Here is a 24673-nt window from a genome sequence, read left to right as displayed (position 1 = left end):
TATGTTCACTAGCTAAAATCATTAATTATGGCCATCCGGTATAGCCCTCTAGCCGATCCTCTGATCGCCTACATAGACAAAGACCAAGAAAATACATCGGGTAGAGCATCAAGCTTACTGACCCCAATCAACTACAACGCAGATCTATTTGCTAACGAGGCAAAGTTTTTCACTGGCAACTATGGATTTGACGGATATATTGGTGTACCAGACTTACTCGGGCCAGGGGGCCAGCAGGCAGCTGCGCATCACAATGTTGCCTGGGAAAGTGTTGATCCAGAGCTGAGTCCAACGCTCCGCGCGCTAACAAGTGCAGCGAGCGTTGTTGGCTCTAAAGCTGTTTATGGCATGAATCTTTTGTTGCAAGACACCATGCCATTGGTGTTCAGTTATCCAGTCTTACCAACAACCTTAGATGGTGATGGAAGCGATTTTGAGATCACCCTGAACGATGGTTCGATCGTATCGCCTGCCCTTGCAGGATTCTTGCCAAACCTCGAATACAATGAACGCCAAACGATTGTGGTGGGAGGTGATTTCGGCAATCGCCTCAACCCCGAAAGTGAAGGAGCCCGCTATCCGGTATCGGTTCGAATCGTCAATGACGGCACACCCCTGCAGATGCTCTCAGCAAAAGGGCCTGTCTTTGCTACAGAACTGTCCATCGATAGCAGCAACTCCTATGTTCAAGGGGATGGCCCGAAGCTTGTTGCGGCCAAACTGAATACCTTCAGTCCGCTTGGAGAAGGCGGACCTATTGGCGTTGGCGCCACTTCAGCTAGCAACAGCGGGAGCGATCTTTATGGCGATCAAGCCCAATATCGCCTACGCCTTTATACCAGTGCAGGATTCTCACCAGATGGTATTGCAAGCCTGCAACCCAGCGAGTTCAATAAATACTTTATTCTTGAAGCGAAAGGCGATAAAGGCGAAAAAATTTCACTTACTAAATCGAATCAGGATTACACTATTGGCAAGTATGGTTCCATCAAAGTTGTAGGAATAGCAGATTTAGCACCAGCAGGAACAATAGAAAATGCCGCTTATGTGGAAGATCATGATAATTACTACGACATCATCCTAGAAGGTGATCTCAGTGCAATTACGAGACTAAGAAGTGTTCGTATGCCATCAAGTGGTAATTACCAAGTCGTTTATAACCCTGGTGGACCTGGTAATAATCCGGATGCAAAGGCTGCAGCACCAGGCCCGTTTACGATGCCGAGCGTTGATCACACCATTGCCATCATCAACGACCTTAATGGTGCGATGACTGCCACCTATGTCGAAATCGAAGGAGCCGTACTGACAAATCCATTGAGTAACTTACCGGTTGGAAAGCTGCTAGGAGTAGCAGTGGAAGACACGATCAGCGGCCAGCAAATTTACGCGTACGAAGATCCCTATGGACGTCGTTTCTACACAAGTTTCGAAGCCTCCAAAGACGTAGCCTCGGTACTTCCTAGCAACCTCCTGAAGCCGAAGCCGATTGACCTGATTGACACAACAGGTTTTGCGACCGACTCCAGCGTCATTATTTCCGGGTCATTTAGTCGCTCAGCATCTCACAGCTCAACATTGCAGTTTTATGAGGTAGCAGGACCCGATGGTGGTGTAGTTGACCCTGTAACTGGCAGAACGCTAATGCCCGATGAAAGCGGCTACAACTATGTGGCGAGGAGCAACCTGCTTACCAGCAAAAACAGTTCATTGAAAATCGAAAATAAGGAAATCAATAAATTTCAGTTCAATGCCGAGGCCGGAAAGATTTATGCACCATTGCTGATCAACGAAGTAACTGGTGAACAGTATTTTGCCTTCACTGGCGCTAACTCTGACAAGTCCGTGCATTTCACTGCTCTTGGTCCCAATGGCTTCGGTGTAGAGGATCTATTTGGTGGTGGTGATAAGGACTTCTCCGACATGATCGTGCGATATACGATCACAGTCTGAATCTCAACAGTTAAGTTTCGCTTTGCTGTAGTTCTTCCATTAAGCATTCACTCATACATAAAGATCTGCTGCACTGCCGTCCTCTTGAGCAGCGACTGGTTGGATCGGAGAACTCACTGAGGCAAGAGCAGCAGCACCAGCAAGCGACAGAAGAAGACGAAGGGAATGCTGCATTGAGAAGGAGCTATTCAGCGCAGAATGCCTTGCTTCTGCTGCTGCCCGCTGTAGTAGGCAGTTTCAGCTTTGCTGAGGATCAGTAAGCAATAAAAAAAACCCCGCACTTGGCGGGGTCATGAATTGTTTGATTGATTCTATTAAACAGCACTGCGGGGTGGAAGCTTGGCAAACAGATCTTTATGCGCATCAACCACATCTTGACAGCTCATAACAGGGGTAAATTCCATCACAATTCCAAATTGAGCACGCCAGGGAGCGAAATGTGTGAACAGCTGCTTATCGCTCTCTGCCCTGCACAAGATGACGACACGCCCTTCGCCTGGCGCATGAACACGGAAAAGGAGTTCAAAACCTTCAAATTTATCTTCCTTTGCCATGGCTCCACTTTCCCATAGTTCAATGAACTGGGCATAGGCGGCTTTCTGAAGATCAATATCTTCGAATTGGGCATCACATAGAAAGAGCTGCATTGGTGGTGAGTCGAAGGAATTTACTTTCTACATGAGCAAAAAGATATTTTTACAGTTCGTCAGGATATTAAGATCCAGCTCTTCATCAGAACGGTTTTGCCGATGTGCTTTTAAGTCTTCTGTGGTGATCACAAACCCAGCAGCTTTGGCAATAGCAACAGGATCTGCGCCTTCTACTTTGAGCTGGTCCTAAAGAGAGGTGTCTGCTTGAACCTTGGCGATGAATGCTCTTGATATTTACATCGTCAATTTAATTTCCTAAGGCGTTTTCAACATGGAACTGGATTGCATAAGATGCTACAAAATATTTACAAAAATGTGGCTTTACTGCAGGATAACAAATCAAAGTGTAGCGTCTTCTCAAGCCCTTCTATACAACAATGCACTTTAAACCTTTACTCACGCTTGCAGCAACAACAGCAATCTGCGCCCCCTTGTTGATAACAGCACCTGCAGAAGCTCAAGAGGCTGGGGAGAAATACACTATGGTTGTAGTCATGACTTCCTACGAAGTTGAAGATGATCAGATTGAATCAAGTATGGTTAGTGAACCGCAACAGGAGGCAGTAATTGACCAGGAACAAATTCTTGCATCAATGGGCGTAAATGCCAAGGAGATTGATACCATTAGCTACGATAAAAGACTCGCCCTAATAAATAGCTTTAAAACTCCTTTGGCTGAATCCGAATCGCTCGCGGTTCAGTCAATACCGATGGTCACATTGAAAGGTTGTCGGAGAGCAGGAGAAGCTCTTAAGTATGCTTTTACATTGCCTTCGTCAATGCTCAAGACGACGTACCAGTGCATTCAGAACTATTGAGAGGATTGATTGCTTTTCCCATAGTCTATTGATTAAGCTTGATTTACTTTTCTCAAGTAAATCAATGTGATTTGGACGTTCAGTAAGATGAGATACGTAAGGATTGGCATCAGCTTGTATTTAGATTTAGACGAGTCGATGGTATCCGAGATGCTGATATAGAGCGAAGCCTTGGTGGTTACTTTGAGGAAATAGATTTATCCGTAGAGATAAGAATTGAAGGGCTTGGTTTTGCTTCATCTCATGTGTATGGAGTGTATTGGCTAGCTCTAAAGCGACCAAAGCCAGGCAGCAAATGATCTCAATTGTGCCAGCTATCGGATGTCGTCTTAAGCTAATCGTGAATCCATGCTTGTTCCCCTCACTCCCCTCTTGGTTTGACTCCACCAGAATGTTCAACCGAACCAAAAGGGTCGTGAGAACCAGGGCCGGTTGGCGATCGACATCCCGTTTTGAACGTCTCTGGTACGGTTTTCGCGACTCAAAATCCATCGATCAATAGGTGCATCGTCAAGGCAATACAAGAGTTGCATGGCTTGAGCAAGATTCAAGCCTGGAGGCTTCTCTGCGATGAACTCCTCGAGCACCTAGAACTGCTCCGCGCTTGGCTCCTATAGCTCGCCGTTGTCTTGAAATTCAGCAATAAGGTTCTCGAGCTATTTCTTCTCACGCTGCGCACGTTTGCACCTGTTCTTGCCATCGCTGGCCATGTGAGACCATCAGCTGAGCAAGCCTTCCAGCTCCTCAATGCTCAGTAAGTCCATAACTGGGATGTTCGGTCGTCGAAACAAAAAAGATGCTCCCAAGGAGGAACCCACAGAAACAGATCTCGAAAGGGGCTACAGGCTCGCTGCCGCCAAGCAAAAGGAGATTTTGAAAGAACTTCTCGCACAAAAACCAAGGGCCTAACTTTCCACCACTGGTCTACGAGCAGAAGAGTTGAAACGACCCTCACCACACGGCTCACTTGGCCCTCCAGCCCACTTTTTGCAGTCTTTTCCATCGCTCCCTTGTGTCATCCACATCGGGATCCATCGATCTGGTTTTCAGTAAGGCGAGCTCTTCCTTCCTCTGGCGACCTTTGATCACTTCGATGGGGGGGTCTAAGGAACTACGGCCGAGAACATCTTTAAAGCGCAGATACTATTTGAAGACCCCACTGAGAAGCTCTCTGATCAAGAGTCTCTTCTCACGCAGGAGATGGAGATGAAAGAAGCAGGGATCCCCTTCGAAATTTCAGAAGGTCATGACGATGAATGAGGCCGACTTCGCTGAGCTGTTCGAACGCTGGCAGGCGGCCGAAGAGGTTGACGATGAGTTGATCCAACTGATCAAAGAGACTGTCCGATTTAGCGAAGAAACTGGTGACGACACCTTGAGGGATCGTGCGTGTGATCTGCTTTCTGGTGTTTTCCACCTGCCGAGTACTCCTCAAGAGATTGCTCTGGTCGGAGACGCGTTAGAAGGCTCAGGCACAATTCCTCCGCCAATACCTCCGGAAGACGACGAAGCTCGATAAAGACAGAATGCCTCCCGAAGCTGCCAGTCGAGGGGTCTCCGCTCTCCAGTGACTGTTGGTGGGCCTCAGGCGCCGACTCGACAGTTGTCACGCCGGCCTCGACACCAGCTCATATCTGTTGAGACCGCTTCCCTATGGGGACCCACCACAAAATTGGCGACAAACCCAATACACGAATAAAGTGCGATGCTCTAGGGGTTTCTAGAAGCTATGCATGGACAAGAAAGGCGCTAAGGGTTATTGGATCAGCACTTCAACAGTCACCAATCCAGCTTTATTTGCTGAGTACGTTGAGAAGGTTGGACCTTGGCTCAAAGAAGTTGGTGGAGTGGTTTTTGCTAAAGACACAGAACCTCAAGGGAAAGAGAAGACAGAAGGAGCGAACTTGGCAGTGATTTGTGAGTTCCCTTCAATGAGAGCGGCCGTCGATGCTTATGAATCAGCTGAGTATCAAGAGCTAAGCAAAATCCGTTACGCAGCCACAGAGAATGCAACCTTCACGATCATGGAAGGTATGGATGAAGCAGCAAAACTAAGGAGAGCCATGGGTAAGTAGTCGTTTCTTAAAACTGTTACTTGGGTGACATCGCCTTTGATGTAAATCGACTAGAAGGCTGATGCTTTTTTTTGTTTGACATGACCTTTCTGATGCATTGGAGCTTTAAAACTGGCTATCACGAGAAAGCAGCTCGTCAGTTCCTTGCGACAGGTGCCCCGATGCCTGAGTGCAAGTCTTGGCAGCGCTTTCACGCACCAGGCTCTGTACAAGGCTGGATCATTGTCGAAACCAACGACGCTGGAGTCTGCTATGAGCATGCAGCTGAGTGGGCTGAGTTCCTTGACTGGGACGTGACTCCCGTCTTCACGGATGATCAGGCAGGCCCATTGATTGCAAAGGTTTATAGCTAACCTCTATTGCAAGGAGTGATGCAAGGTCCTAGCCCAGTTGGAACCTCAGAGGCTCCTGGGGAAGCTGTAGCTGACATCGCCTCTTTCTCACTGAATATTCACCAACCCTCCCCGATTTGGGGGAGGGTAAGACAAACGCATGAATCCTCATTGCACGAAGCGCCTATTTCCCCATGGCTACTGCTCTGCTGTGCATAACAGGCGTGCTAGGCGGCTTGATCCACAGCCGCCTGTTCATGCGCGGGAAAACCGGTAATGACACCAGTGAGAGCAAGCTCCTGAGAACGCTCCCTTGAAGCAGACAATGACCCGACACGGGCATCGGTGCCATCACTGATCAACATCAGCACGTTGGAGGTGAACTGGTCTGGGATGTTGTCCTTGTAGGTCTGAAGTTGCTTAACGCTGCCCAGACGTCTACCTTCTCATCGGCGTGGTTCTTCAGTTCCAAAACAACGACCGGCAGCCGTTCAGGTGGAAGACGACATCAAGACGACGTGTGCTTCCGGCCCTGAATCATCAACTGGGAACTGCAGCGAATAATCAGATCAGGTTGTCGTCCTGGACTGGAATGATATGCAGATGGGCCGGTTCATGAGCCAGAAACGCATCCTTGTGCACATTCAGAAGCAGGGTGCAGATGTCATCTCCGGCACGGATCAACAGTCCCTCTCCTGTCTGTCTGAAGCGCAGGTCAGGAGTTCCCGCAACGCTGATGGAATCCTCGCCGATGCGGAAATCCGATATCACATCGTTTCCGGGTGACAGTACGAAGAGGTCTGGTCCGGGAAGGCCCGTAAGCCTGTCGTTGCCTTCGCTTCCTCCGTTTCGTTGCGCCCAGGCGTAGCCGAGTTTTCCGAAACTGGGCACATCGACGGCGTCTTTTTCATCGGATGATGAGGCTTCAAGCGTCTTGCCGGAATCGATCAGGCTGTTTAATTTCCCTGCATCGATCTCTGGTTTCTGGCCCATCTCCCTGGCTGTAAAGCCACTGGTGCCGATGATGGTATCTGGCTCAAGATTGATGATCCAGTTGGAGATCTCCTGCACTGCCGAGACATAACTGTCGAGATCGGAGAGGTTGTATGGAGAGGCCTCTGTATGAACATCAAGAGCGATATTGCCATCACCAATGGCATTCTGGATTTCTTCCGCCCAGTAAAATTCAAGGAAGGGTAATCCATCGGCTTTTGTTCCTTCAGGCGCCTCCCATGCGATTCCTCTTGTGAAATTCATGATGGCTCGATAGGGGTCATTCCTGAAGGCCTCCGGTTTCATTTCTTCTGGCAGCTGACCCTTGAACCTGTCCAGGTCCACGGAGTGAACCATGTATTCATCCTGCTCTCCCTTCACACCGTTCAGATAACGGTATCCAGGTTCGTTTTCGTTGAGAACCTTGAGCCAGGCGTTGCCGCTGTTGGCCATTTCTATCCAGAATTCATCCATGGAACTGCCATTGTTATTTTTGTCTTTCAGATTTGAGTAATTGGCTTCCACAACTAGATTGATCTTGAAATCTTCGAATCCTCCTCGCTTCATCTGTGAAAAAGTGTTCAGCGTATGGTGCCCATCGGTTAGGTAAGGGTTGTTATCGGGGCCGATCACCACTGTTTTCATACCGTTGGTCACGGTGCCGGGTGCGACTCTCTCCCAGTTCTCGTTAAAAACGTAGTAGCTGTCTGGATTTCCTGGGGTTGAATCGTCAAACCTGACAATCACTGCGTTGTCAACCTTTTGGCCGTTGGCGTAGGCAACATCATCAAACATTTTTTCATCATCACTGAATGTCCGTCCATGCACCGGATATCCATCCTCGAGAATCCAGTTCACGCCGTCGTAACGCCCAACCTTGTAGAGAACCTGGTCCTTACCGATCGCTGGTTGCCCTGCCTTGATCTCACTCAGTTCCAGCTCGAGAACATCATTTTTGCTCTTTTTCATGCGGTCAATGATGCGTTGTAAAAAGGCAGACATTTTTTATAATTTATTGGAAATAATAGCCATGGCTCCTTTGCAGACCTGATCGTTTTGGCCATCCTCGCCTTTGACCAGTCTTGTCAGAATGAACAGCCTGGTCGGTTCAAAACGAGATAACTCAGGGCTCAGCGATGTTTGAAATTCCCAAACCGATTCACCGCAGCAGGGTTCGACAACTGCTGGGTCGGGAATATCACATCGCCAGACGCAAAGCCAACTGGCTGTTCGGCTCCAGACAATGGGCGACAACACGCGACGTCCTGACGGCAAGCCACCGCAAATTCAGCCATCAGTCTCTGATCCTGCGCCCTTTAAGGGATGTGGATATGGTGCTTCAGCACAACAAGCGCAGGAATCTGGAGCTAGCGCTTGCGCAACTGGATCGAATCCTGATTCGTCCGGGGGAAACAATGTCCGTGTGGAAGCTGGTCGGACGACCCACTAGACGGAAGGGCTATCTAGAGGGTCTGGTGCTGAATCAGGGCAGGATCTCCAGGGGGACAGGAGGAGGGCTCTGTCAGCTGGGAAATCTGCTGTTCTGGATGGCGGCCCACAGTCCGCTCACGATTTCGGAGCGCTGGAGGCATGGTTTTGATGTGTTCCCGGATGTGAATCGAACCATTCCCTTTGGTGCCGGAGCAACGCTGGCGTACAACTATGTGGATCTGCAGATCACCAACAACACGCCCTATTGCTTCGCGATTCATCTATGGCTGGATGACATCCATCTGCATGGTGAACTCAGCTGTGATGTGGATTACGACTGCATCTACAGCGTCGAGGAGCGTCATCACAGGATCCAGCAGCAGATCTGGGGCGGCTATTCGAGGCACAATCAGCTCTATCGGATCTGCACAGCATCCGATGGTGTTGAAACGGAACAGCTACTGGTGGAAAATCACGCGATCATGATGTACGAGCCGTTGCTGAAAGCGGCGCCATGATGCCTTGATACTGAACGAATCTCAGCCTGTTGAATCGTCATCGCCAATCCCTTGAGAATCGCCAGCTAGCTAGCCAACCAAGGCCACTGGATCCCGAAGGCCTCGAGGGGGTCCATCACCAGCTTGTTAAGCGCACGCCCGAGCACCACCTGCGGTTCATCGGCACGGATGGGGATCACAGAGTGCTGCAGGGTCCTGGGCAGGTCGGCGCCCCTCACGATCCCGCGCCTGAGCAGTGAGTTGCCCGCTTCCAGACCACACACGTAGGCGCGTTCCTGACAAAGGCCTTTAGCACCATGTTCTTTCTCGCCCATCCGCACCCAGTCGCCGGCGCAGACCACCGAAGCCAGTGACGTCTCCATTGGTGGCCGCTTGCTGAAACTTCCCGGCGAGAAGAGGGACACCGAACTCGGATAACGCCGCACCTCCTGATCCACGACCCTGGCCCCCCTGAAGGCAGGCTGCGCTATGGGCAGCAGATCCTGCATCAGGCAGTCGACGATCTCCTGATCGCTCAGCTCGGCAATGGCCGAGGCGTTGTAGAAGTCGCTGGCGATCACCGAGCCCTGCGGTGGCTGATCACCCCAGAGCGCCTGCTCCGACTCCCGCTGCAGTTGATCCAACATGAAGAAGGTGGCGCCGGCGCCTCTTAGTGCGCTGAAACGTGAGAACACATTGGCGGGATCGGCGACCGGCACGGTGCGATCCAGCCACAGACGGATCGACACCACATCGATCGATCCGAGCGTGGCGGCACGCACAAGCTCTGGCGCCAGCGCGCCGCACTGTGGGGATTGCGCCATCAAAGCACCCATTCCTTTGGCACTCACCGCAAGCACCACGGCATCGACATCCTCGATTAAACCGGTGCTCCCGCTTGTTACGGAACGGGTTGCCACCGAGCGGATGGCCTGAGTCTCCGGCGAGACGTTCAGCCGGGTGGCCAGGGTGCCGCCCAGCACCTCGAGCTGATGCTGCTCCTGCAGCCGCTCACTGAGCGGGGCAATCAGCTGTTCGGCGATGCTTTTCGACCTGATCCAACGCACATCGAAGGAATCCTGATGCGCCAGGGCGTAGTAGTAGAGGAGCTCCATCGTGACAGCGGCCGACAGCTCCTCCGGCGGCTTGAACAGCCCCACCAGCAACGTTGGCCGCAGGAAATCATCGATCATGCGATCACTGATCCTGAGCTGTCTAAACAGCGTCAGCGCATCGATCGAGTCGTAGCTCGTGTATACCGCATCGCTGCGGTTCAGATCGAGCATGGCGTAGAGCAGGCCGGCGATGCTGAGCCGATCAGCAACAGGCAGGCGCTTGAAGTTATTGATCGTTGCAGCAACCTGACCCAGGGGACTCGGCCACAGCGGAGCGTCACCGAAGACAGGAGCCGTCGCCTCCAGGCCTTCGGGTGACCAGAACGCACTAGTGGTGAACTCCGTGAAGATCGAGCCGAGCCCGAGCTCTGCCGTCAGGGCATTGATGTTGGGATAATCCTTCCAGAACCCCCGGGTGCCTGCCTCGAACGGTTTGCCGCTTGGCGTGGTGAGGGGCTGACTACCGGTTGGATCCGCCATCCCATCCATCAGGGTTACGCGAACACCCGCTTCGCAGAGTGCCTTGGCCGCACCCCAGCCAGCCCAGCCGGCCCCGATGACAACCGCATGAGATTGCTTTTTACCCGGAAAACCTTCGGCCATGAAGCTGTTTTACATCGGCCCAACCTAAAGAGATGAACTCATGAACCATGGGCTTCCTTAGCCACCTTGTGACAAAGGCAACTCTTGAAGGAAGTCTTCATTGTCTCCACAGAGCAACTACTATTTCTTCGTCTCTCCTTACAGGGGGGAGCGCAGCTAGCCCGAGCCCTGTAGGAAACACCTCAGAGGCAGCGCAGCAAGACCCCTCTCTCTCGTTAAGAGCTCCTAAAAACTGACCTAAATTGGGTTAACGCTTAGGAGGGCTGTTTAAAAAAATGGTTTTTCGCACCCTGAGAACAGACACTCGTAGACGTGTTGAGGAGATCATCCATCGCTTAGCGACTGGAGAACCTGTCAGCCTCGAGGAGCGGGCTCAACTGCAGAAGTATGCACTCCACATTCCTTTTGTTGCAGGCCAATTGAGAAGAGCCCTTAAGCATCGAGAGGAACTGGAGGCAGATGGACTTATTGAATGATCAGAGGGTTAACTCGCCACCGTCAGTTCTCTTTCTGATCTTGCTACCACACTCTTAACTTAAGGAGGCGAGAGTTGTCTACGCTTATGCATTCTAGATACTCAAGGATGTGGTTTTGCTATTGCTCAACATGTTTGCAATGGGTATGAAGACCCTCAATGAGTTGTTCTTCTGACATGAGATTAGAAATTGGTTGTTATTTGTAAGTTTAAGCTGCCAACTATCGAATGTCATTTTAAGCAAAGAGTGAGGTGGTTAAAGCAATACAAAGCCCCTGCAGTTGCAAGGGCTTTGTATTGCTTTTGAACCGTGATGCCATACCAACAACCGGCTTGGGTGGTTGACGTCGCCGAAATGGCGTCTGTCGAACGATCAAGATTGCGCCGCAAGCGTTTTCTTAGCGATGACGACAGGTAACGACAACAAGGGAACTAACACATAAGTGCATGGCGTTTCAGGGCATGGGCACACCTGCTCTAGTTGTCATGGCTATTAATTCTATGCTTCCCATATTCGCGCTTCGAGAGCTGCACAAGCAACTGAAGAAGCCCACAAACACTAAAAGGGTATCTCCAATGGAGGAGGACGTTATGAGCCACTGCTTGGAAAAAGCAGAAAGAACAAACCAGCCCCTAGGGGGGCTCTTTTTTTAGCCGCATGCCAGGATTCCTGATGTGGAGATTGCTCAATGACTGAAACCAAGAAGCCAAGTCCTATGAAGGACTTCACAGACAAGCTCTTCGATCTGTGCAGGGAATATCAGCAAGAGATCCCACCGCACAAAATTGCAGAAGTGTTAAGAGACTACGCAGAGCGGTTGGATTGATGGTGCGTTTCTCGTGCTCTTGTCCTCAACGATCGCTGAAATGTGCACACTAAAAATACCCTCTGTGTGAGAACAGAAGGAATCAACAACTAACAAACGACCAGCTGATCGCCAGCATCCGCCCAGCGATCACTCCTTGGTGGGGGCAAACTCTGTATATGGATCTACTTCATGTAGGGCAGGCTGCAATTCGGCAATCTGCTTCTCGAACTGATCAACAACTGAAGGATGCTCTGCTCTGCGTGCTTCAAGACGAGCAACGCGCTGTGCGTTTTGACACTCCTGAGCAGCCTTGTGCTCAGAATTAGGGATCACAACAACGCGATCACGAGGAATGGTGTAGCCAAAGGGAGCATTGATGCCTTCGTCGAATCGTGAGTACAGGTCGTGCAGTTCAAGACCTGTACAGCATGACGTCATCAGAACGTGAGAGCGAACTACAAAGGGCGTAAGAACCAGGGCCGGTCGGGGCTAGGCATCACCTCCTGAACGTCTCGAATACGGTTTGCGTCAATAAGAATCCATCGATCAACCCATCGCATCTTCGAGGGCAGGCCAGGGCTTCTCTCCTGTGATCTTGTCGATGACGAAGACCTGACCCTCACTTGGCTCGCTGGCCTCGCCGTTGTTCTGACATTCAGCAATACAAGCCTCGATCCCCTTCTTCTAAGGTTGGGCACAACTTTTTGTTCTTGCATTCCTGGCCATGTGAGAACATCAGCTTGACGAGCCCTTCAGTATCTAGATGAGCAGCAAGGAAAGCGAGCAGGAGATCGATCTTCGGATTGCTCGTATCAAGAACGAATTGGCTGAGGCAGAGGCTCGTCTAAAAAACGAAATCGCTGAGATATTGGCTCGTCTAAAGAAGGAATTGGCGGAGGTAGAAGCTCCTCTAAAGAAGGAATTGGCTAAAGCAGAGTTACAAAGAGGTTATATCCGTGCTGCTGCTAGGCAAAAGGAAATCCTGAAAGGTCTTCTCGAGCAGAAGCCAAGAGCTTGACTTGCTAGCTCTGAACTAGTGCAGGAGGTTGACACAACCCCTGACCAAGGGCTGACATGGCCCTCCAACTCTCTTTTTTCAAAAAGCTCTCGCCTCTTCGAGGTGTGCGAAGCTGCTAGAGAGACCGATGGGTTAGCGTTGAAATGACTCGCCGCTAAACATTTAAAGATAATATCTACTAGCAGCTGGTCTATCAATGAACTATCAAATGTTGCTCGAATGTCATGCCGCAGGTACAGCAATAACTGTAAGAGAGGCACAGCTATTGGATCTAGAGTTGGACTCCCAAATCGCAAGTATCAAAGTTTCTCGAACGCAGGGTTGTATAGAAGTCGCTCCTGATCACATTTGCCAATCAGCTGGTGTCTGCAAAGGTAGTTTCTGGATCACTTGCTTTGCCGCTGTACTTGATCAGGTCACTCCTGTATCAGCTGGGAAGAAAGCAAGAGGCGCAACAGTCTTTGATGAGTTAATCAACAATCGTTATCTAGTTGATCGTTAGGTACTTGAGAACACACAGCTGCTATGCGATGAACAGACAGCTGGTGTGCCCCATGAAGAAAAAGGAGAGAGACCGCACTCTTTTTTCATTCCTTCAATTGAAGTGGCCTGATAGCTACAGCAAAAAGGGAAGTAGATAATGAAGCACCTTTTGAGCATGCAGCCATCCCACAGGCCAGAGAGACTACGCCCCTATAGATCTTTTGGAGCGTTGCTCTAGTATGAATTTTAGATTAAAAGTTTGTTTATATGTTCAACAAGACATACAACACATTCGTCTTCTTAATGAAATCGAGCAAAAACAAACTTCTATCCACTGACTCAGTCCATTTAAGTAAATGATGCCTGGACCACCTCGGGCAGCAAGCAGTAAGATGAAAGATAGTTAATAGTCTGTCAGACAAGACATAGCTCAAGGAGAATACGGAAGGCAGCCTTTCAGACGGATTGAACTCTTTAGATTTCTGAGTACTTGATGCCCTGGCATTTGCACATTACCTTGAGATCAGTGGACATCGGCTAGCTTTAAGCCCTCGAATTCGGTGCAGGTATCTCCAGGCTCCCATACATACTCTCAAGTCCAGCAGTGAACCTGCCAAGGTTGTGACCTTTAGAACCGATTTACTTTGCCATGGCTGCATGAGCTAGTAACCCACTCTCTTATGCTCTTTTTATGATTTCCTGCCGGACTGATGGAAGAACACTATCAGGTAATAGGACTAAATCGGCCCCAAAGAAACTATAGTTTTTTCTTTGTGTTGAGAGAATACTTGTTTTAACGACATAAAGGATATAGTTAGGGGTAATGGACTAAAGCAATGGATTTATTACTAGCGCTAGGCATTCCCATGTTGGTCTTGGGTCTAGCCTATCTACTGATCAATAATGCTTCAGGGTTTCCTGTTTGGTTAGAGAGGCTAACGAATAGAAGTGGAGCAATCTGGACATATGGTGTAATCATCATTGCCGTTATTTCCATAGTGAGATACGCCAGTGGAAATTAACTATGGGTTCATACCTTTTTAATTAAAATCATGCAAGAGTTCTCGAAAGCTAGTTTCACCGCACTATTTGCTTCTCCCAGATACGCTCTAGCGATGCTCTGAAGTCTTCTGTTGCGAATGATCCATTCAGTGTCTTCTGGAAGAGTAGATGGGAGAGTCTTCTTAATTTCATGCCCACAGCAAAGCAAGCAACTGCCCAAGCAAGGATTACCCAAATGGGATGTTGCATCGCTAAAGAGCCTCCGCTAAGACAATGCTCTATCAGGCTCCTATCGGCACGAAACCGTCATCAAGTTGCAATCTGCCGCCTGATCGACTCACATGCCTCCCCAACCTTATCCCCATCCAGACGGGAGTCTCCTTGTCTAAGCAGTTCCTGCGCTGCACTCCATGAGCTGGTGTCTTTGCAGCGATAACGCTTTCTCTTGCTGTTGCTCTGCTTGCTTTGCCTGTAGTCCCAAGGTCGCTGTATCCCCCCAGGAACAGACCAGATGCCAATACCTCCCAATCGGGCATAGGTCTCTAGGCGTGAGTAGGTCTGACGATCACACCCTTTGATGGACTGCCAATAGACAAAGGCATTTCCCGACTTCACTAATGACTGGTTGATGTTGCTGCCATTAAGGATCACCTCTGCCACGGTTCTTCCATAGCGGTCAGTTGCCTTGGAGCGGAGAGTCACATCAGACCCAACCGGCAGAAGACTCTTAAGTGCTTGCCGTGCTGCTTTGCCATAGGGCGATTGGGAAGTCTCTGGAGCATCAATGCAGGCAAGGCGCACTTTGGTTCTAAGGTTGCCTTCTTTGACGGTGAGAGTGTCACCATCACCGATCGAAAGCACTTCTGCTGCATTGGATGGCACTGCCCAAAGAGTAAGAAGCAGAACTAGAAGTGCCTTGCCCATATCCGATCCAAACACTTAGCAAACTCCTTCTCAGTCAACGGTTTAGCAAGGTCTTTCTTTCTCTTAGCTCTCCTGATCCACCAAATCATCAAACCCCAGTAGAAAACAACCAGCAAACCAACTTCGAGATAACTCCAGTGCAACTGCTCCATCAATTCTCTCCCAGCCCTTTTAGTTCCTTCAGAAGAGCACGGTTGAGGTTGTCATGGCAGCCAATGATCATCTGCGTGTCAATCGTGCCTTGCCTATAAGCGGCACATGCCTTGGCACAAAAATCTTTAGTTATCTGCTGCCATCGATCAAAGGTTCCCGAAGGCAATTGAGATTTCAAATTCTTATTGATCTTTTCAAAGACAAGTGTCTCAGTAGTGAGGCGGCTTTGAGTCTTCAACTGGAAAGTAAGCACGTTCTTCCTCATCAGATTCTTGGCTGCTGAGGTACTCATCAACTTCGTCATAGGAATCATCATCGACATCTCTTTCGTGAACAGTCACGCCTAAACCTCCATTTGATCTCATCTAACTCAATTTTGCCTGATCACATCTCATGGTGATAGGAGGAAGCACCGTAAGTCAAGAAATAGAAGGGGTCTATGGCATTGCTGGTGAAGATTCCGGTGCCCTATCTCACAAGTCACGAAGCTCTATCTAGGCTTAAGACATGGCCGTGTCTAGAAGAGAAGACCCGCCTTAGCTCAAGCCTGCTCCTGATGCTGATCTCACTGAACAACTCACAGTAGATGCCACGTTTGTGTTCAGGGTTCGCATCTAAGAAGAGGAGGTCCACAAGCGGCTAGAAATCGCGTTGTTAAAAAGTCCAATCCGCTGAGCTACTTTCGCTCGCGTAAAAACCAGAAAATCCTCTTGCTAGTGTATACAATCTAAATCCATTAATTATTCTCAGATTCCAAGTCTAGAACGGCTAAGACATAACATTCAAGAACGGAATCTTCTAATTATGCTAAAATATATAAATGATCTTCAAGCCTCTATATGCGACGCACGCCAATCTCAGGTTTCATCTTCAAATCTGCTTTAGCTGGCATATTACTCTGCTCATCAACAATCTCTGCGGAGGCAAAGGATAAAGTCATTGAAGGCACAACTTATAGCTATAATTGCAGAGAAGGGCTCTGGAAAAGCAAAATAATTGGTCGTGGAGTCAACGACAAAGATTGGATTACAATTGAAAGGCTGGAGGAGCTTTCAGGTGCTCGGCAAGTAAATGTTAGGAATGATATTGAAAAATCATGCCAATCCTCTTCACTAATCTCTAAAGCTAAAAGAGCATTTGGAGCCGATTGTGAGCTAGCAAGTGATTCTTTTGATCCTAGGAATTGGCAAATCGATTACGCAAGTAGATTCAACGCTTATGGGAATAAGTACTTGATCTTCGCAATAAGATATGGTGATGGAAGCAGGAAGCTCTGCCTTTCGAAGAATAATTTCAGAGACAACTCACCCATCGAGACCCCAGGCAGGAGCCTGTTCCTCCATAACATCGAAAGACAAGCGGGTTCATCAGTTATTGAATACGAATATCACTCTGGGAATGGATGGGGCTACGAGGTTAAAAAGTACCGACTAGATTTTAGTGATCCAGAACGACCAAGTTTTAGCGTGGTTGATAGTTGGATTCATCAGCTGTAAATAGAATTCTTCTTACCTGAGGCAGGCAGAGCACTACCTATATTTATCTAAAGCAAATGCTAAGGCTCAGTTGCTATTGCCATGTAGCTTTAAACCTATAGGATTTAGCTAATCAGTCATTTGCAAATGGATCGAAATGTTTTAGGCGAACCTCTCGAGATTTGTAGTTGTGATCCGAACACGGGTTGGTATCGAGACGGAAAATGTAGAACTGATGGGAATGACCTTGGTCAGCATACGGTTTGCTGCGTGATCAGCGAGCAATTTCTGACCTATAGCAAAGCTCAAGGGAACGATCTATCAACACCAATGCCTCAGTATGGCTTCTCAGGCTTAAAACCAGGTGATCATTGGTGTGTATGTGCATCTCGTTGGAAACAAGCCTATGATGATGGCATGGCACCAAATATTCGATTAGAGGCAACGAATATTGAGGTTTTAACAGCTATAGATCTTCAGATACTCAAGCAATACAGTCATGCTTGAGCTGCATCAATCTTTGAGAATTTAGAGCACTAAAAGATATGATCGATATCTCGGACGTGACAAAGAATCATTATTTATACTCTTCTAACAATACTTTCGTATCCATCATATTTATATATGTTGAAGAGCTAAATACTTCTCATTACTTTAAGGAATAGTGGCAATAGTTGTTATCAGTCCTCCCTTTGCGAAGGGCTTTCAGCAAAGGTCTGCTCCAAGCGCCTTTTAAATTCGTCGTCCCGACTGATTGGACTAAGATCCCTTTGCGGCTTGAAGTTTGTGCCGACTTCCTTTGGAGGCTTGAATTCGACTTGTAAGTCCCTTCTTTTACTGAATAGTCCCATCGTCATACCTAGCCACCAGAACTGAAGTCCAGCGAAAACAAGAAAACAGAGCCCAAGCCCTATGTAGCCAGCGTTCATCTCCATACAGGAAGCCTTGCATACAACTGGCATGGGCTCGATATGAGCGGCTTTGGCAAGAACAGGCGAACGCCTGCCAAACGAGAGAAGAAGTGAATCAAAGCTCGTGAACTCGACCAGCTCGCAGTTGTTGACCAGCTCGCGGAGCAGATTGCTGACCGCTGGCTGCTAATGATGTGGGATCAGCCTGGCGCTGCTTAGGTGGGATAAAACAAACAGGGACTAGGGATCTTGGATCAAAGAGAACGTCTACTCCCCCCTGTTGCTATGCGAGTGGGCATTTGATACCTAAGCTTGTTGCCTTGGTGCGTGCAAACGCCTTGTGACTTAGCCAAAGTTGGAACGAACGCATGAGCTGCCCTCTGTACCTACCAGAGGGCCTTTTTTTTATGGCAGAGGAGATAGACCTCGATCTGCGCAATCAACGTCGCCCTGCTTCCAGCCAGTGCCATCGATAGAAGGAGCCCAAACCTTGATGCAGTCGGTTCTCGTCGCCTCTTCCCATTCCTTACTCTCCTCATTCTGCAGATATTGACTCCACTCTTTGATTGAGTCGCCCCATCTTTCTCCGACGCACCACTGTGGGCATAGGTCGAAGTATTTTTCTGATAGTCAAGGTTGGCGTATAGATTTCTCAGCTCTAGAAGGAGCAGCCAGAGCTCCGATCAGCAAGAAGAGCATCAGAGCTTGAGCCGCATTGGCGAATGTATTTCTTTGGTTCTCCCAATAGCCTGAAGGGAGCCTTCTTTCTCTTGGAGCCTCAGTTCACATAAAGCCAGCGCGCCTGATCAAGCACCTGCTTCAACTGGTCGTCATCGAGAGCAAGGGCTTCTGGCCAAACATCAGAGAGCCAAGCACGTAGCTTGATGCAATCGATTCCAGCCTTGCTCTGCCAGGGTGTGAAAAACTCCTCCTGAGCAGCCAGAACTCGGAACTTCAGGAACTCCAGCAAGCGGGCTCGCAGCCGCTGTTGGTTTGGCATTCAATGGATCGTTCCGGTCCGTTAAAAATACAACTCCGATCCAAGAAAAAAGAAGTCAAGAAGAAACAGTAAGAGAGAGATGGATTAGCCGGCCTATAAGTGCCCCAAACTGGTGAATAGACGCAAGCACGCAAGCAGCAATCAACAACTGGATGATCACCAACCATCAGAGCAAGCTCCTTAAGATCATCGATAAAATCGGCTTGGGAGAAGAGAACAAGCTGAAGACTGAATCATTTCACCTCGTTTACTGAGCCATTTGGTCAGAAAAATCTGCTGATTCATTTTGAATTAATCCAAGCTGACTTTTCCCTTGTTGCTCAGCAACTCACCTCTTAAAGCCATGGTGTTGATCTTGTGGAGGTGTGCACCATCACGCTGCAGTTAAAGATTGCCTTAGGAACAAAAGACCCCCGAGGAACCAGGAGGTCTTTTCTCTCCCACACCCATAGGTGCTAGCGGTCAGGTTTCAGCTGCCGCCAACCCTTTGTTTGGCACTGGTTCTTGCTGAGAAGGCTGCAATTGGGCAATCTGCTTCTCGAGCTGATCAACAACTGAAAGATGCTCTGCTCTGCGTGCTTCAAGACGAGCAACGCGCTGTGCGTTTTGACGTTCCTGAGCAGCCTTGTACGCAGAATCAGGGATCACAACAACGCGATCACGAGGAATGGTGTAGCCAAAGGGAGCATTGAAGACTTCGTCGAATCGTGAATACATGTCGTGCATGTTCAAGACATCTACAGCATGACGCCATCAGAAGTTCCGACCGAACCAAAAAGGTCGTAAGAACCAGGGCCGGTCGGCGATAGACATCACCACCTGAACGGCTCGTGTACGGTTTTTGCGAATCAAAATCCATCGATCAATCCATCGCATCTTTGAGGGAACCCCAGAGCTTCTTTGCTTGCGCAAGGTTTCAAAGCAAACGCTTCTCTCCTGTGATCTTGTTGATGACATAGAACCGCTACTCGCTTGGATCGCTGGTTTCGCCGTTGATCTGATCTTCAGCAATAAGAGGCCCGATCCAATTCTTCTCAGATTGGGAGCAACTTTTATTGTTCTTGCTCTATCTGGTCATGTAAGCCCATCAGATGTGTGCAAGGCTTCTCTTATGCAACACGCTCTGAATTGAGATGAATGCTGGCTATATCGCTCTTGGGATCTGTTTGCTTGTCTTCCTTGGCCTTCAGTTTTGGTGGGTAGGAATGACGATGAGAAATGGCCGTGGTGGGGCAAACGGATGGGGGAGAACAGGTCTTTTTGACTTCAGGTCTCAACAAGAGGTCAAACCAAAAGACAGCATCCAGAGCTACAAAATCAGAAAACAGTTAGAGGAAACCTTCTCTAAAAGCCCTTAAAGGCCCTCGAACACCGCGGGGGTGCACACTCCACCGGTCTTTCGATTTACGCAGATCAGATGTGTGCAAGGCTGCCGGTGTACAACAGGTGGTCTAAGTTTTAATACCCCTTTGACCTGCTATGGAGACGAACGCTGCTTTAGCACTTCTTCTCTCTTTGCTTGTCTTATTTGGCCTTGGTTTTTGGTGGTTGTTCAGACTGACGATCAGGAAAGGCCCTGATCGGGCCAGCGAAGTGAGAAAAGCAGGAGGGCTCTTTAACTTCAGTTCTCAACAGAAGGGCAGCTCGCGGCGCAAGATCGCACCAAACGACGCAATCAAAGAGCGATTGGAAAAAACCTTCGCTGATAGCGCTTCACGAACGGAGGACTAAGACGCCTTAACCCTGAGGAGGGGTAGAACTCCTGCTACAGATCTTTCTTGCGCTATCTCCATAGCTCAAGTGCATCAGCCACGTGAGGATTGATCGTCTTGGTTTTCAGTAAGGCAGGCTCAGCCTTCATCGAGCGGCCTTGGACAACTCGATATCGCGATCGAGATCGCTAGGGCCAGCGCAATCCATGAATTGCAGAAATCACTAGCCCTTGGGGTCAGGCAACAAATACGGCGCGTCGCGCCTCATCTCACGCATCATTGTCAGTCGCCCATCAAGATCTTGCCTTCGCCATACGTCTCTGGCGGGTCAGGGATGGGCTGTTCCTCTGGGTTTTGTGGGATGGCTTCTTCCATCCCTAAATCGATCTGCACGAAAAGAAGAGACAAAACGCCAATCAGTCATGCAGCCACTGCCAGTAGAGACCAATGGCGAAGGTCCATACAGCGATGAGGCAAGCACATGGACCTCTACTAATGGATTTTGCCCTCACCCCTATTGAGCCAACGAATCAATCTCTTGATGGGGGTGGACAGGAGGGAATCAAACCAGTCATGATGAGAATGATTCCCATTCCCATTCCTGGTCTTGGTTCTCCGCCTATCGGCCGAGGCCACGGCTGGAGACTCAGGGGCCTTTCAGGGCGGCGGGTTGGACCAACCCCAAATGATGACCATGCGAATTCCACTCAATCAGCCAACAGCCTTGTTGTTACAACCATGAGCAAAACTTGGCTGATTTCGGGGCCTCCCGGCTGCGGCAAAACAACCTGGATCCTCAACACGATGCAGAGCCACCCAGGCTCTTGCGGATACCTGCGACTTAAGGGTTACGCCGATGAAGGCCTTGAACAGGCCCCCGACACAGGAATAGATCTTGCCTTTCTCCAAGATCAGATTCCTCAACTGAGAGACCTCACTGATCCGCATCTAGACCTTGCATCCCAACCGGACGACTTGCTGGCATTGATCGAAGTTCCCCAGTTCCGCCCTCCCAAGGAGAGTGGTCTGATCGGGATCGATCCTCGCGTCAAAGCTCAGCTCGAAGCATTTCAGCTGCTCCCTGATCGCCATCTCCACTTCGGCCAAGAGCCTGAATTGCCGAAGCGAGACACCCTGGAATTCAGCAAGCTCGAATCCTGGACCATCAGCCTTCACAAATATGTCTGGGACCCCAGCAGCCTCAACAGCTTCTGGTTCGAACTTGTGAACGGTGCCTATGGCGATGTTTACCGAGCCAAGGCATTAATGAATCTGCCTGATGGTCGTGCATTTTTCTGCAACTGGATGATGACTCAGGACGGTTCACAGTTCCTGCCCCTGCAAGCAGTTGCACCACCAAATGGCCGCCCCACTCGAGTGTCTGAATTGGTGGTTCAAGGCAAAGCGCTCGATGCAGTCGGCGCTCAGTCGACGATCGACGACTGCCTGCTTAACGATGCCGTATTGGAGATGCATCAGGCACCTCTGCGAGATCGGCAACCAGAACTCACTCACTCACGCTGATTGTTATGGCTCATGCTGTGATTTCGTGTCTGCACGCCAACCTCGCTGCATTCGAGGCGGTGCTGGATGACATTGATCAACAAGGGATCGAGACGATCACCTGCCTTGGCGATTTAGTGGGCTACGGCCCCCAACCCAACGAAGTTGTGGAGCTGGTGCGAGAACGTGCCATACCCACTTGTCAGGGCTGCTGGGACGAGGACATCATCGATGGACTGAATGCATGCGAGTGCAGTTACCCATCTCAGCTGGCTGAACGGCGCGGACACCTGGCCCATCAGTGGACAGCCGAGCGGATGACTGATGAGAACAAGGCCTTTCTGGCCAGTCTGCCGACATCGTTACGTCGAGATCGGCTCCTGTTTGTGCACGGCAGCCCCAATAGCCAACACGAATATCTGCTGCCAAATATGGATGCCTTTGCAGCACTCGAAAGGGTGGAAACGGCAGGAGCCGAGACCCTTTTCTGTGGACACACTCATCAGCCTTATGTGCGTGAACTGCGGAATGGATCAATTCATGTGCGCCTGCAAAACGCCGGCAGCCACAGCGCAGGGGAACACGAGCTCAATTTGCCAATGCGTCGAATCGTCAATGCTGGCTCTGTGGGCGAGCCACGTCACGGCAGTAACAGCGCCACCTATGTGATTCACAACGATGCCACTGATGAGGTTGAGATCAAAGAGGTGAGCTATGACGTTGGGCGAACCTGTCAAGCCATTGTTGAAGCGGGGCTACCTCCAGTGTTCGCCTGGCGCTTGAGCCATGGCTTCGAATATGCCGAACAAGCAGAAGACGCCAGCCACGTGTGTGAACGCTGATGGATCGCTGGGCACTCGTAAGCGGTCTCCGCGGAGATTTGGAGGTTTATAACCTCATCCAGCGAGACTTAAAGAAAACCCGTGGGGTAGAGACCCTCTTTGTCTTGGGAGATCTGATTGGTCCTGATCGCAACTGCAACGCACTGTTGAACCGTCTGCAAAACCCTCATCGCAATGAATTAAAACCCCAATGCATCTATGGGTGGTGGGAAGAACAATTGCTTGCAGAGCGCGGGTTTCGTGGTGATCGAAATGCCGAAGCACTACGTCTCAACCAAGGAGAAGATGCTGTGCATGCACTTGTCAATGCTGTTGATTCTGCTCACTTGAACTGGCTGGCCTCTCTTCAATTCGGCTTCATTGAACTGGATTGTGGTCTCATCCATGGCAGCTCGGCGGACGTTGGCGACAACCTGACGCCAGAGAGCTCACCGTTAGTGCTCCTTGATCGCCTCACACGACTCGATGTGAACAGACTGTTCACTGCACGCAGCACTAAGCAATTTCGTCTTGAGTTAACAGGTGGAGGTATCGACTCACAAGTCAAGGATTTGGAGGGTCAACAGCAACATCAACAGACGGTTCCCAAACGGAGCGTGATCGGCATCGGAGCTGGCCCTCATTACACCCTGTACGACCCAGGCAGCGATCAAATCGACTTCCTCACTGCCGGAAGTCAAACGCCATCCAAGCATCGCGGTTTTGCTTGAACTAACCCTGCCCAACAGGACAAGTTAAAAGTTCAGTGAAAGACAGGAGCGCCTAAACCCTTGATGGCAATGGGGTTTAACACTCTCTTACGATCCAATGCTTAGAAAAGCGAAAGCTTTTAAACGCTCAAGCAGTTCCCCTTTGAAGCAATCATTGGCTCCTTTCCCTAAGCATTCCTTGTCCGCTGAAGCCACAATAAAAAAACCTGGAGCTATGAGCGGAGGAGGGCAGGTAGGCATTGCCTTGTTAACCACGCCCCCAATCTTCACTCCTATCCAATAACCCCTAACTGTCACTTGCCAGCAACTGGCCAACTCAGACAAGAAAAAGGGGCCCGCAGGCCCCGTAGAACGTGCTGTTGTATCCCAGCAAACGACGGCAGAGGGGTCCCACTCCAGCTGCCGTTAGCGATCACTCTTTTGTGGCCGCTAACTCTTTGTCTGGCTCAGCTGCTGGCAGGGCCGCTTGGAGTTCGCCGATCTGCTCATTGAGGCGCTCAATCACCTGAGAGTGATGCTCTTTGCGAGCTTCAAGTTTGGCAACTTGGCGCTCGTTTTCTTGGGCACGCAGCTTGTTGTACTGCGAATCAGGGATCACAACAACGCGATCACGAGCAATGCTGTAGCCGAATGGAACGTCAAAGACGGAATCGAATAGTGAATACATGAGTGTTCTCTTCAAGACCCCTACAGTTTGACTCCACCAGAATGTTCAACCGAACCAAAAAGGTCGTGAGAACCAGGGCCGGTCGGCGATAGACATCCCATCGTGAACGTCACAGGTACGGTTTTCGCGACTCAAAATCCATCGATCAACAGGTCGCATCGTCAAGGGAATACAAGAGTTGCATGGCTTGAGCAAGGTTCAAGCCTGGAGGCTTCTCTGCGATGAACTCCTCGAGCACCTAGAACTGCCCCGCGCTTGGCTCCTATAGCTCGCCGTTGTCTTGAAATTCAGCAATAAGGTTCTCGAGCTATTTCTTCTCACGCTGCGCACGTTTGCGCTTGTTCTTGCCATCGCTGGCCATGTGAGACCATCAGCTGAGCAAGCCTTCCAGCTCCTCAATGCTCAGTAAGTCCATAACTGGGATGTTCGGTCGTCGAAACAAAAAAGATGCTCCCAAGGAGGAACCCACAGAAACAGATCTCGAAAGGGGCTACAGGCTCGCTGCCGCCAAGCAAAAGGAGA

Annotated in this window: 32 protein-coding genes and 1 pseudogene; 17 read left to right on the top strand and 16 right to left on the bottom strand. The window is 49.8% G+C overall.

Annotation, left to right across the window (positions count from 1 at the left end; translation table 11 throughout):
• The first annotated feature begins 27 nt into the window (after nt 1-27).
• Nucleotides 28-1953, top strand: coding sequence for a DUF4114 domain-containing protein (locus SIB74_RS03955; RefSeq protein ID WP_063395339.1), 1926 nt, complete (start codon nt 28-30; stop codon nt 1951-1953).
• 51 nt (nt 1954-2004) lie between these two features.
• On the opposite strand, the gene SIB74_RS03950 is transcribed toward SIB74_RS03955, so the two are convergent.
• The 3 genes and pseudogenes from SIB74_RS03950 to SIB74_RS03940 form a co-directional block, all read right to left on the bottom strand.
• A complete protein-coding gene (locus SIB74_RS03950; RefSeq protein ID WP_255359794.1) occupies nt 2005-2127 on the bottom strand; it encodes a hypothetical protein in 123 nt (40 codons plus the stop codon).
• 140 nt (nt 2128-2267) lie between these two features.
• Complete coding sequence (locus SIB74_RS03945; protein ID WP_063395340.1) at nt 2268-2600, bottom strand: DUF3303 domain-containing protein; 333 nt, start codon at nt 2598-2600, stop codon at nt 2268-2270.
• 27 nt (nt 2601-2627) lie between these two features.
• Nucleotides 2628-2837 (bottom strand): annotated as a pseudogene (locus SIB74_RS03940) (Nif11-like leader peptide family natural product precursor).
• Nucleotides 2838-2980: 143 nt separating this feature from the next.
• Here SIB74_RS03940 and SIB74_RS03935 point away from each other — a divergent pair.
• Nucleotides 2981-3421 (top strand): hypothetical protein, encoded by a 441-nt coding sequence (locus tag SIB74_RS03935; protein WP_063395341.1) that lies wholly within the window; start codon nt 2981-2983, stop codon nt 3419-3421.
• Between the two features lie 395 nt (nt 3422-3816).
• Here the strand turns inward: SIB74_RS03935 and SIB74_RS03930 are convergent, their stop codons facing one another.
• Entirely contained in the window at nt 3817-4008 is a 192-nt protein-coding gene (locus SIB74_RS03930) for a hypothetical protein (protein ID WP_063395343.1), read from the bottom strand.
• Nucleotides 4009-4050: 42 nt separating this feature from the next.
• On the opposite strand from SIB74_RS03930, the gene SIB74_RS03925 reads away from it, so the two are divergent.
• On the top strand, nt 4051-4179 hold the full coding sequence (locus tag SIB74_RS03925; protein WP_255359795.1) for a hypothetical protein: 129 nt from the start codon (nt 4051-4053) through the stop codon (nt 4177-4179).
• Nucleotides 4180-4384: 205 nt separating this feature from the next.
• On the opposite strand, the gene SIB74_RS03920 is transcribed toward SIB74_RS03925, so the two are convergent.
• A complete protein-coding gene (locus SIB74_RS03920; protein ID WP_156486080.1) occupies nt 4385-4561 on the bottom strand; it encodes a DUF1651 domain-containing protein in 177 nt (58 codons plus the stop codon).
• Between the two features lie 106 nt (nt 4562-4667).
• On the opposite strand from SIB74_RS03920, the gene SIB74_RS03915 reads away from it, so the two are divergent.
• The 3 genes from SIB74_RS03915 (at nt 4668) to SIB74_RS03905 (ending at nt 5849) form a co-directional block, all read left to right on the top strand.
• The gene (locus SIB74_RS03915) at nt 4668-4940 is read left to right on the top strand and encodes a hypothetical protein (RefSeq protein ID WP_231906008.1); all 273 of its coding nucleotides are present in this window, start codon (nt 4668-4670) and stop codon (nt 4938-4940) included.
• Nucleotides 4941-5154: 214 nt separating this feature from the next.
• A complete protein-coding gene (locus SIB74_RS03910) occupies nt 5155-5496 on the top strand; it encodes a DUF1330 domain-containing protein (RefSeq protein ID WP_063395345.1) in 342 nt (113 codons plus the stop codon).
• Between the two features lie 80 nt (nt 5497-5576).
• The gene (locus SIB74_RS03905) at nt 5577-5849 is read left to right on the top strand and encodes a DUF3303 domain-containing protein (RefSeq protein WP_041385049.1); all 273 of its coding nucleotides are present in this window, start codon (nt 5577-5579) and stop codon (nt 5847-5849) included.
• A gap of 206 nt (nt 5850-6055) precedes the next feature.
• Here SIB74_RS03905 and SIB74_RS03900 read toward each other — a convergent pair whose 3' ends face one another.
• Together SIB74_RS03900 and SIB74_RS03895 are read right to left on the bottom strand one after the other, a co-directional pair.
• Entirely contained in the window at nt 6056-6193 is a 138-nt protein-coding gene (locus SIB74_RS03900; protein WP_156486064.1) for a hypothetical protein, read from the bottom strand.
• A gap of 199 nt (nt 6194-6392) precedes the next feature.
• Nucleotides 6393-7790: a ParB/Srx family N-terminal domain-containing protein gene (locus tag SIB74_RS03895; protein WP_413681775.1), complete on the bottom strand. Its 1398-nt coding sequence runs from the start codon at nt 7788-7790 to the stop codon at nt 6393-6395.
• Nucleotides 7791-7957: 167 nt separating this feature from the next.
• On the opposite strand from SIB74_RS03895, the gene SIB74_RS03890 reads away from it, so the two are divergent.
• Nucleotides 7958-8770: a VanW family protein gene (locus SIB74_RS03890; RefSeq protein WP_063395347.1), complete on the top strand. Its 813-nt coding sequence runs from the start codon at nt 7958-7960 to the stop codon at nt 8768-8770.
• Nucleotides 8771-8835: 65 nt separating this feature from the next.
• On the opposite strand, the gene SIB74_RS03885 is transcribed toward SIB74_RS03890, so the two are convergent.
• The gene (locus tag SIB74_RS03885; RefSeq protein ID WP_063395348.1) at nt 8836-10467 is read right to left on the bottom strand and encodes an FAD-dependent oxidoreductase; all 1632 of its coding nucleotides are present in this window, start codon (nt 10465-10467) and stop codon (nt 8836-8838) included.
• A 275-nt stretch (nt 10468-10742) separates the two neighbouring features.
• Between SIB74_RS03885 and SIB74_RS03880 the strand changes: the two genes are divergently transcribed.
• Nucleotides 10743-10943: a hypothetical protein gene (locus tag SIB74_RS03880; protein WP_063395349.1), complete on the top strand. Its 201-nt coding sequence runs from the start codon at nt 10743-10745 to the stop codon at nt 10941-10943.
• Between the two features lie 955 nt (nt 10944-11898).
• Here SIB74_RS03880 and SIB74_RS03875 read toward each other — a convergent pair.
• Nucleotides 11899-12189 (bottom strand): guanylate-binding protein, encoded by a 291-nt coding sequence (locus SIB74_RS03875; RefSeq protein ID WP_082818450.1) that lies wholly within the window; start codon nt 12187-12189, stop codon nt 11899-11901.
• A gap of 325 nt (nt 12190-12514) precedes the next feature.
• Between SIB74_RS03875 and SIB74_RS03870 the strand changes: the two genes are divergently transcribed.
• Together SIB74_RS03870 and SIB74_RS03865 are read left to right on the top strand one after the other, a co-directional pair.
• Nucleotides 12515-12769, top strand: a complete 255-nt coding sequence (locus tag SIB74_RS03870) for a hypothetical protein (RefSeq protein WP_063395351.1) — start codon at nt 12515-12517, stop codon at nt 12767-12769.
• A gap of 196 nt (nt 12770-12965) precedes the next feature.
• Nucleotides 12966-13271 (top strand): hypothetical protein, encoded by a 306-nt coding sequence (locus SIB74_RS03865; protein WP_063395352.1) that lies wholly within the window; start codon nt 12966-12968, stop codon nt 13269-13271.
• A 1292-nt stretch (nt 13272-14563) separates the two neighbouring features.
• On the opposite strand, the gene SIB74_RS03860 is transcribed toward SIB74_RS03865, so the two are convergent.
• Together SIB74_RS03860 and SIB74_RS03855 are read right to left on the bottom strand one after the other, a co-directional pair.
• The gene (locus SIB74_RS03860) at nt 14564-15178 is read right to left on the bottom strand and encodes a thermonuclease family protein (RefSeq protein WP_063395353.1); all 615 of its coding nucleotides are present in this window, start codon (nt 15176-15178) and stop codon (nt 14564-14566) included.
• A gap of 362 nt (nt 15179-15540) precedes the next feature.
• On the bottom strand, nt 15541-15672 hold the full coding sequence (locus tag SIB74_RS03855) for a hypothetical protein (RefSeq protein ID WP_255359767.1): 132 nt from the start codon (nt 15670-15672) through the stop codon (nt 15541-15543).
• A 498-nt stretch (nt 15673-16170) separates the two neighbouring features.
• On the opposite strand from SIB74_RS03855, the gene SIB74_RS03850 reads away from it, so the two are divergent.
• Nucleotides 16171-16827, top strand: a complete 657-nt coding sequence (locus SIB74_RS03850) for a hypothetical protein (protein WP_063395355.1) — start codon at nt 16171-16173, stop codon at nt 16825-16827.
• A gap of 126 nt (nt 16828-16953) precedes the next feature.
• Complete coding sequence (locus SIB74_RS03845; protein WP_063395356.1) at nt 16954-17313, top strand: DUF2237 family protein; 360 nt, start codon at nt 16954-16956, stop codon at nt 17311-17313.
• Nucleotides 17314-18495: 1182 nt separating this feature from the next.
• On the opposite strand, the gene SIB74_RS03840 is transcribed toward SIB74_RS03845, so the two are convergent.
• From SIB74_RS03840 to SIB74_RS03830, 3 genes are all read right to left on the bottom strand, one after another.
• Nucleotides 18496-18717 carry a hypothetical protein gene (locus SIB74_RS03840; RefSeq protein ID WP_011130345.1) on the bottom strand — a complete coding sequence of 74 codons (222 nt, stop codon included), beginning with the start codon at nt 18715-18717 and terminating at the stop codon, nt 18496-18498.
• A gap of 462 nt (nt 18718-19179) precedes the next feature.
• The gene (locus SIB74_RS03835) at nt 19180-19443 is read right to left on the bottom strand and encodes a guanylate-binding protein (RefSeq protein ID WP_413681802.1); all 264 of its coding nucleotides are present in this window, start codon (nt 19441-19443) and stop codon (nt 19180-19182) included.
• Nucleotides 19444-19470: 27 nt separating this feature from the next.
• A complete protein-coding gene (locus SIB74_RS03830; RefSeq protein ID WP_156486065.1) occupies nt 19471-19629 on the bottom strand; it encodes a hypothetical protein in 159 nt (52 codons plus the stop codon).
• A gap of 567 nt (nt 19630-20196) precedes the next feature.
• Here SIB74_RS03830 and SIB74_RS03825 point away from each other — a divergent pair.
• Nucleotides 20197-20448 carry a hypothetical protein gene (locus SIB74_RS03825; protein ID WP_011130342.1) on the top strand — a complete coding sequence of 84 codons (252 nt, stop codon included), beginning with the start codon at nt 20197-20199 and terminating at the stop codon, nt 20446-20448.
• A 263-nt stretch (nt 20449-20711) separates the two neighbouring features.
• Here SIB74_RS03825 and SIB74_RS03820 read toward each other — a convergent pair whose 3' ends face one another.
• A complete protein-coding gene (locus SIB74_RS03820) occupies nt 20712-20837 on the bottom strand; it encodes a hypothetical protein (protein ID WP_255454330.1) in 126 nt (41 codons plus the stop codon).
• Nucleotides 20838-21167: 330 nt separating this feature from the next.
• Between SIB74_RS03820 and SIB74_RS03815 the strand changes: the two genes are divergently transcribed.
• From SIB74_RS03815 to SIB74_RS03805, 3 genes are read left to right on the top strand one after another with little or no spacing between them, the layout of a single operon-like run.
• Nucleotides 21168-21953, top strand: coding sequence for a GTP-binding protein (locus tag SIB74_RS03815; RefSeq protein WP_063395440.1), 786 nt, complete (start codon nt 21168-21170; stop codon nt 21951-21953).
• Nucleotides 21954-21958: 5 nt separating this feature from the next.
• On the top strand, nt 21959-22774 hold the full coding sequence (locus SIB74_RS03810) for a metallophosphoesterase family protein (RefSeq protein WP_063395360.1): 816 nt from the start codon (nt 21959-21961) through the stop codon (nt 22772-22774).
• Complete coding sequence (locus SIB74_RS03805) at nt 22774-23484, top strand: hypothetical protein (protein ID WP_063395361.1); 711 nt, start codon at nt 22774-22776, stop codon at nt 23482-23484. The genes SIB74_RS03810 and SIB74_RS03805 overlap by 1 nt, the downstream gene beginning before the upstream one ends.
• 412 nt (nt 23485-23896) lie before the next feature.
• Here the strand turns inward: SIB74_RS03805 and SIB74_RS03800 are convergent, their stop codons facing one another.
• The gene (locus tag SIB74_RS03800) at nt 23897-24151 is read right to left on the bottom strand and encodes a hypothetical protein (RefSeq protein ID WP_063395363.1); all 255 of its coding nucleotides are present in this window, start codon (nt 24149-24151) and stop codon (nt 23897-23899) included.
• 280 nt (nt 24152-24431) lie between these two features.
• Between SIB74_RS03800 and SIB74_RS03795 the strand changes: the two genes are divergently transcribed.
• Nucleotides 24432-24560, top strand: a complete 129-nt coding sequence (locus SIB74_RS03795) for a hypothetical protein (protein ID WP_255359796.1) — start codon at nt 24432-24434, stop codon at nt 24558-24560.
• Nucleotides 24561-24673 lie beyond the last annotated feature (113 nt).

The organism is Prochlorococcus sp. MIT 1306 (assembly GCF_047304515.1).
GTDB lineage: Bacteria > Cyanobacteriota > Cyanobacteriia > PCC-6307 > Cyanobiaceae > Prochlorococcus > Prochlorococcus marinus_D.
This window is presented reverse-complemented; position numbering and strand designations above follow the sequence as displayed.

Coding starts and splice junctions, on each gene's coding strand:
- SIB74_RS03955 (WP_063395339.1), top strand. CDS start 28: ATGGCCATCCGGTATAGCCCTCTAGCCGATCCTCTGATCGCCTACATA.
- SIB74_RS03950 (WP_255359794.1), bottom strand. CDS start 2,127: ATGCAGCATTCCCTTCGTCTTCTTCTGTCGCTTGCTGGTGCTGCTGCT.
- SIB74_RS03945 (WP_063395340.1), bottom strand. CDS start 2,600: ATGCAGCTCTTTCTATGTGATGCCCAATTCGAAGATATTGATCTTCAG.
- SIB74_RS03935 (WP_063395341.1), top strand. CDS start 2,981: ATGCACTTTAAACCTTTACTCACGCTTGCAGCAACAACAGCAATCTGC.
- SIB74_RS03915 (WP_231906008.1), top strand. CDS start 4,668: ATGACGATGAATGAGGCCGACTTCGCTGAGCTGTTCGAACGCTGGCAG.
- SIB74_RS03910 (WP_063395345.1), top strand. CDS start 5,155: ATGGACAAGAAAGGCGCTAAGGGTTATTGGATCAGCACTTCAACAGTC.
- SIB74_RS03905 (WP_041385049.1), top strand. CDS start 5,577: ATGACCTTTCTGATGCATTGGAGCTTTAAAACTGGCTATCACGAGAAA.
- SIB74_RS03900 (WP_156486064.1), bottom strand. CDS start 6,193: ATGTTGATCAGTGATGGCACCGATGCCCGTGTCGGGTCATTGTCTGCT.
- SIB74_RS03895 (WP_413681775.1), bottom strand. CDS start 7,790: ATGAAAAAGAGCAAAAATGATGTTCTCGAGCTGGAACTGAGTGAGATC.
- SIB74_RS03890 (WP_063395347.1), top strand. CDS start 7,958: ATGTTTGAAATTCCCAAACCGATTCACCGCAGCAGGGTTCGACAACTG.
- SIB74_RS03885 (WP_063395348.1), bottom strand. CDS start 10,467: ATGGCCGAAGGTTTTCCGGGTAAAAAGCAATCTCATGCGGTTGTCATC.
- SIB74_RS03880 (WP_063395349.1), top strand. CDS start 10,743: ATGGTTTTTCGCACCCTGAGAACAGACACTCGTAGACGTGTTGAGGAG.
- SIB74_RS03875 (WP_082818450.1), bottom strand. CDS start 12,189: ATGACGTCATGCTGTACAGGTCTTGAACTGCACGACCTGTACTCACGA.
- SIB74_RS03870 (WP_063395351.1), top strand. CDS start 12,515: ATGAGCAGCAAGGAAAGCGAGCAGGAGATCGATCTTCGGATTGCTCGT.
- SIB74_RS03865 (WP_063395352.1), top strand. CDS start 12,966: ATGAACTATCAAATGTTGCTCGAATGTCATGCCGCAGGTACAGCAATA.
- SIB74_RS03860 (WP_063395353.1), bottom strand. CDS start 15,178: ATGGGCAAGGCACTTCTAGTTCTGCTTCTTACTCTTTGGGCAGTGCCA.
- SIB74_RS03850 (WP_063395355.1), top strand. CDS start 16,171: ATGCGACGCACGCCAATCTCAGGTTTCATCTTCAAATCTGCTTTAGCT.
- SIB74_RS03845 (WP_063395356.1), top strand. CDS start 16,954: ATGGATCGAAATGTTTTAGGCGAACCTCTCGAGATTTGTAGTTGTGAT.
- SIB74_RS03840 (WP_011130345.1), bottom strand. CDS start 18,717: ATGCCAAACCAACAGCGGCTGCGAGCCCGCTTGCTGGAGTTCCTGAAG.
- SIB74_RS03835 (WP_413681802.1), bottom strand. CDS start 19,443: ATGCACGACATGTATTCACGATTCGACGAAGTCTTCAATGCTCCCTTT.
- SIB74_RS03825 (WP_011130342.1), top strand. CDS start 20,197: ATGGAGACGAACGCTGCTTTAGCACTTCTTCTCTCTTTGCTTGTCTTA.
- SIB74_RS03815 (WP_063395440.1), top strand. CDS start 21,168: ATGAGCAAAACTTGGCTGATTTCGGGGCCTCCCGGCTGCGGCAAAACA.
- SIB74_RS03810 (WP_063395360.1), top strand. CDS start 21,959: ATGGCTCATGCTGTGATTTCGTGTCTGCACGCCAACCTCGCTGCATTC.
- SIB74_RS03805 (WP_063395361.1), top strand. CDS start 22,774: ATGGATCGCTGGGCACTCGTAAGCGGTCTCCGCGGAGATTTGGAGGTT.
- SIB74_RS03800 (WP_063395363.1), bottom strand. CDS start 24,151: ATGTATTCACTATTCGATTCCGTCTTTGACGTTCCATTCGGCTACAGC.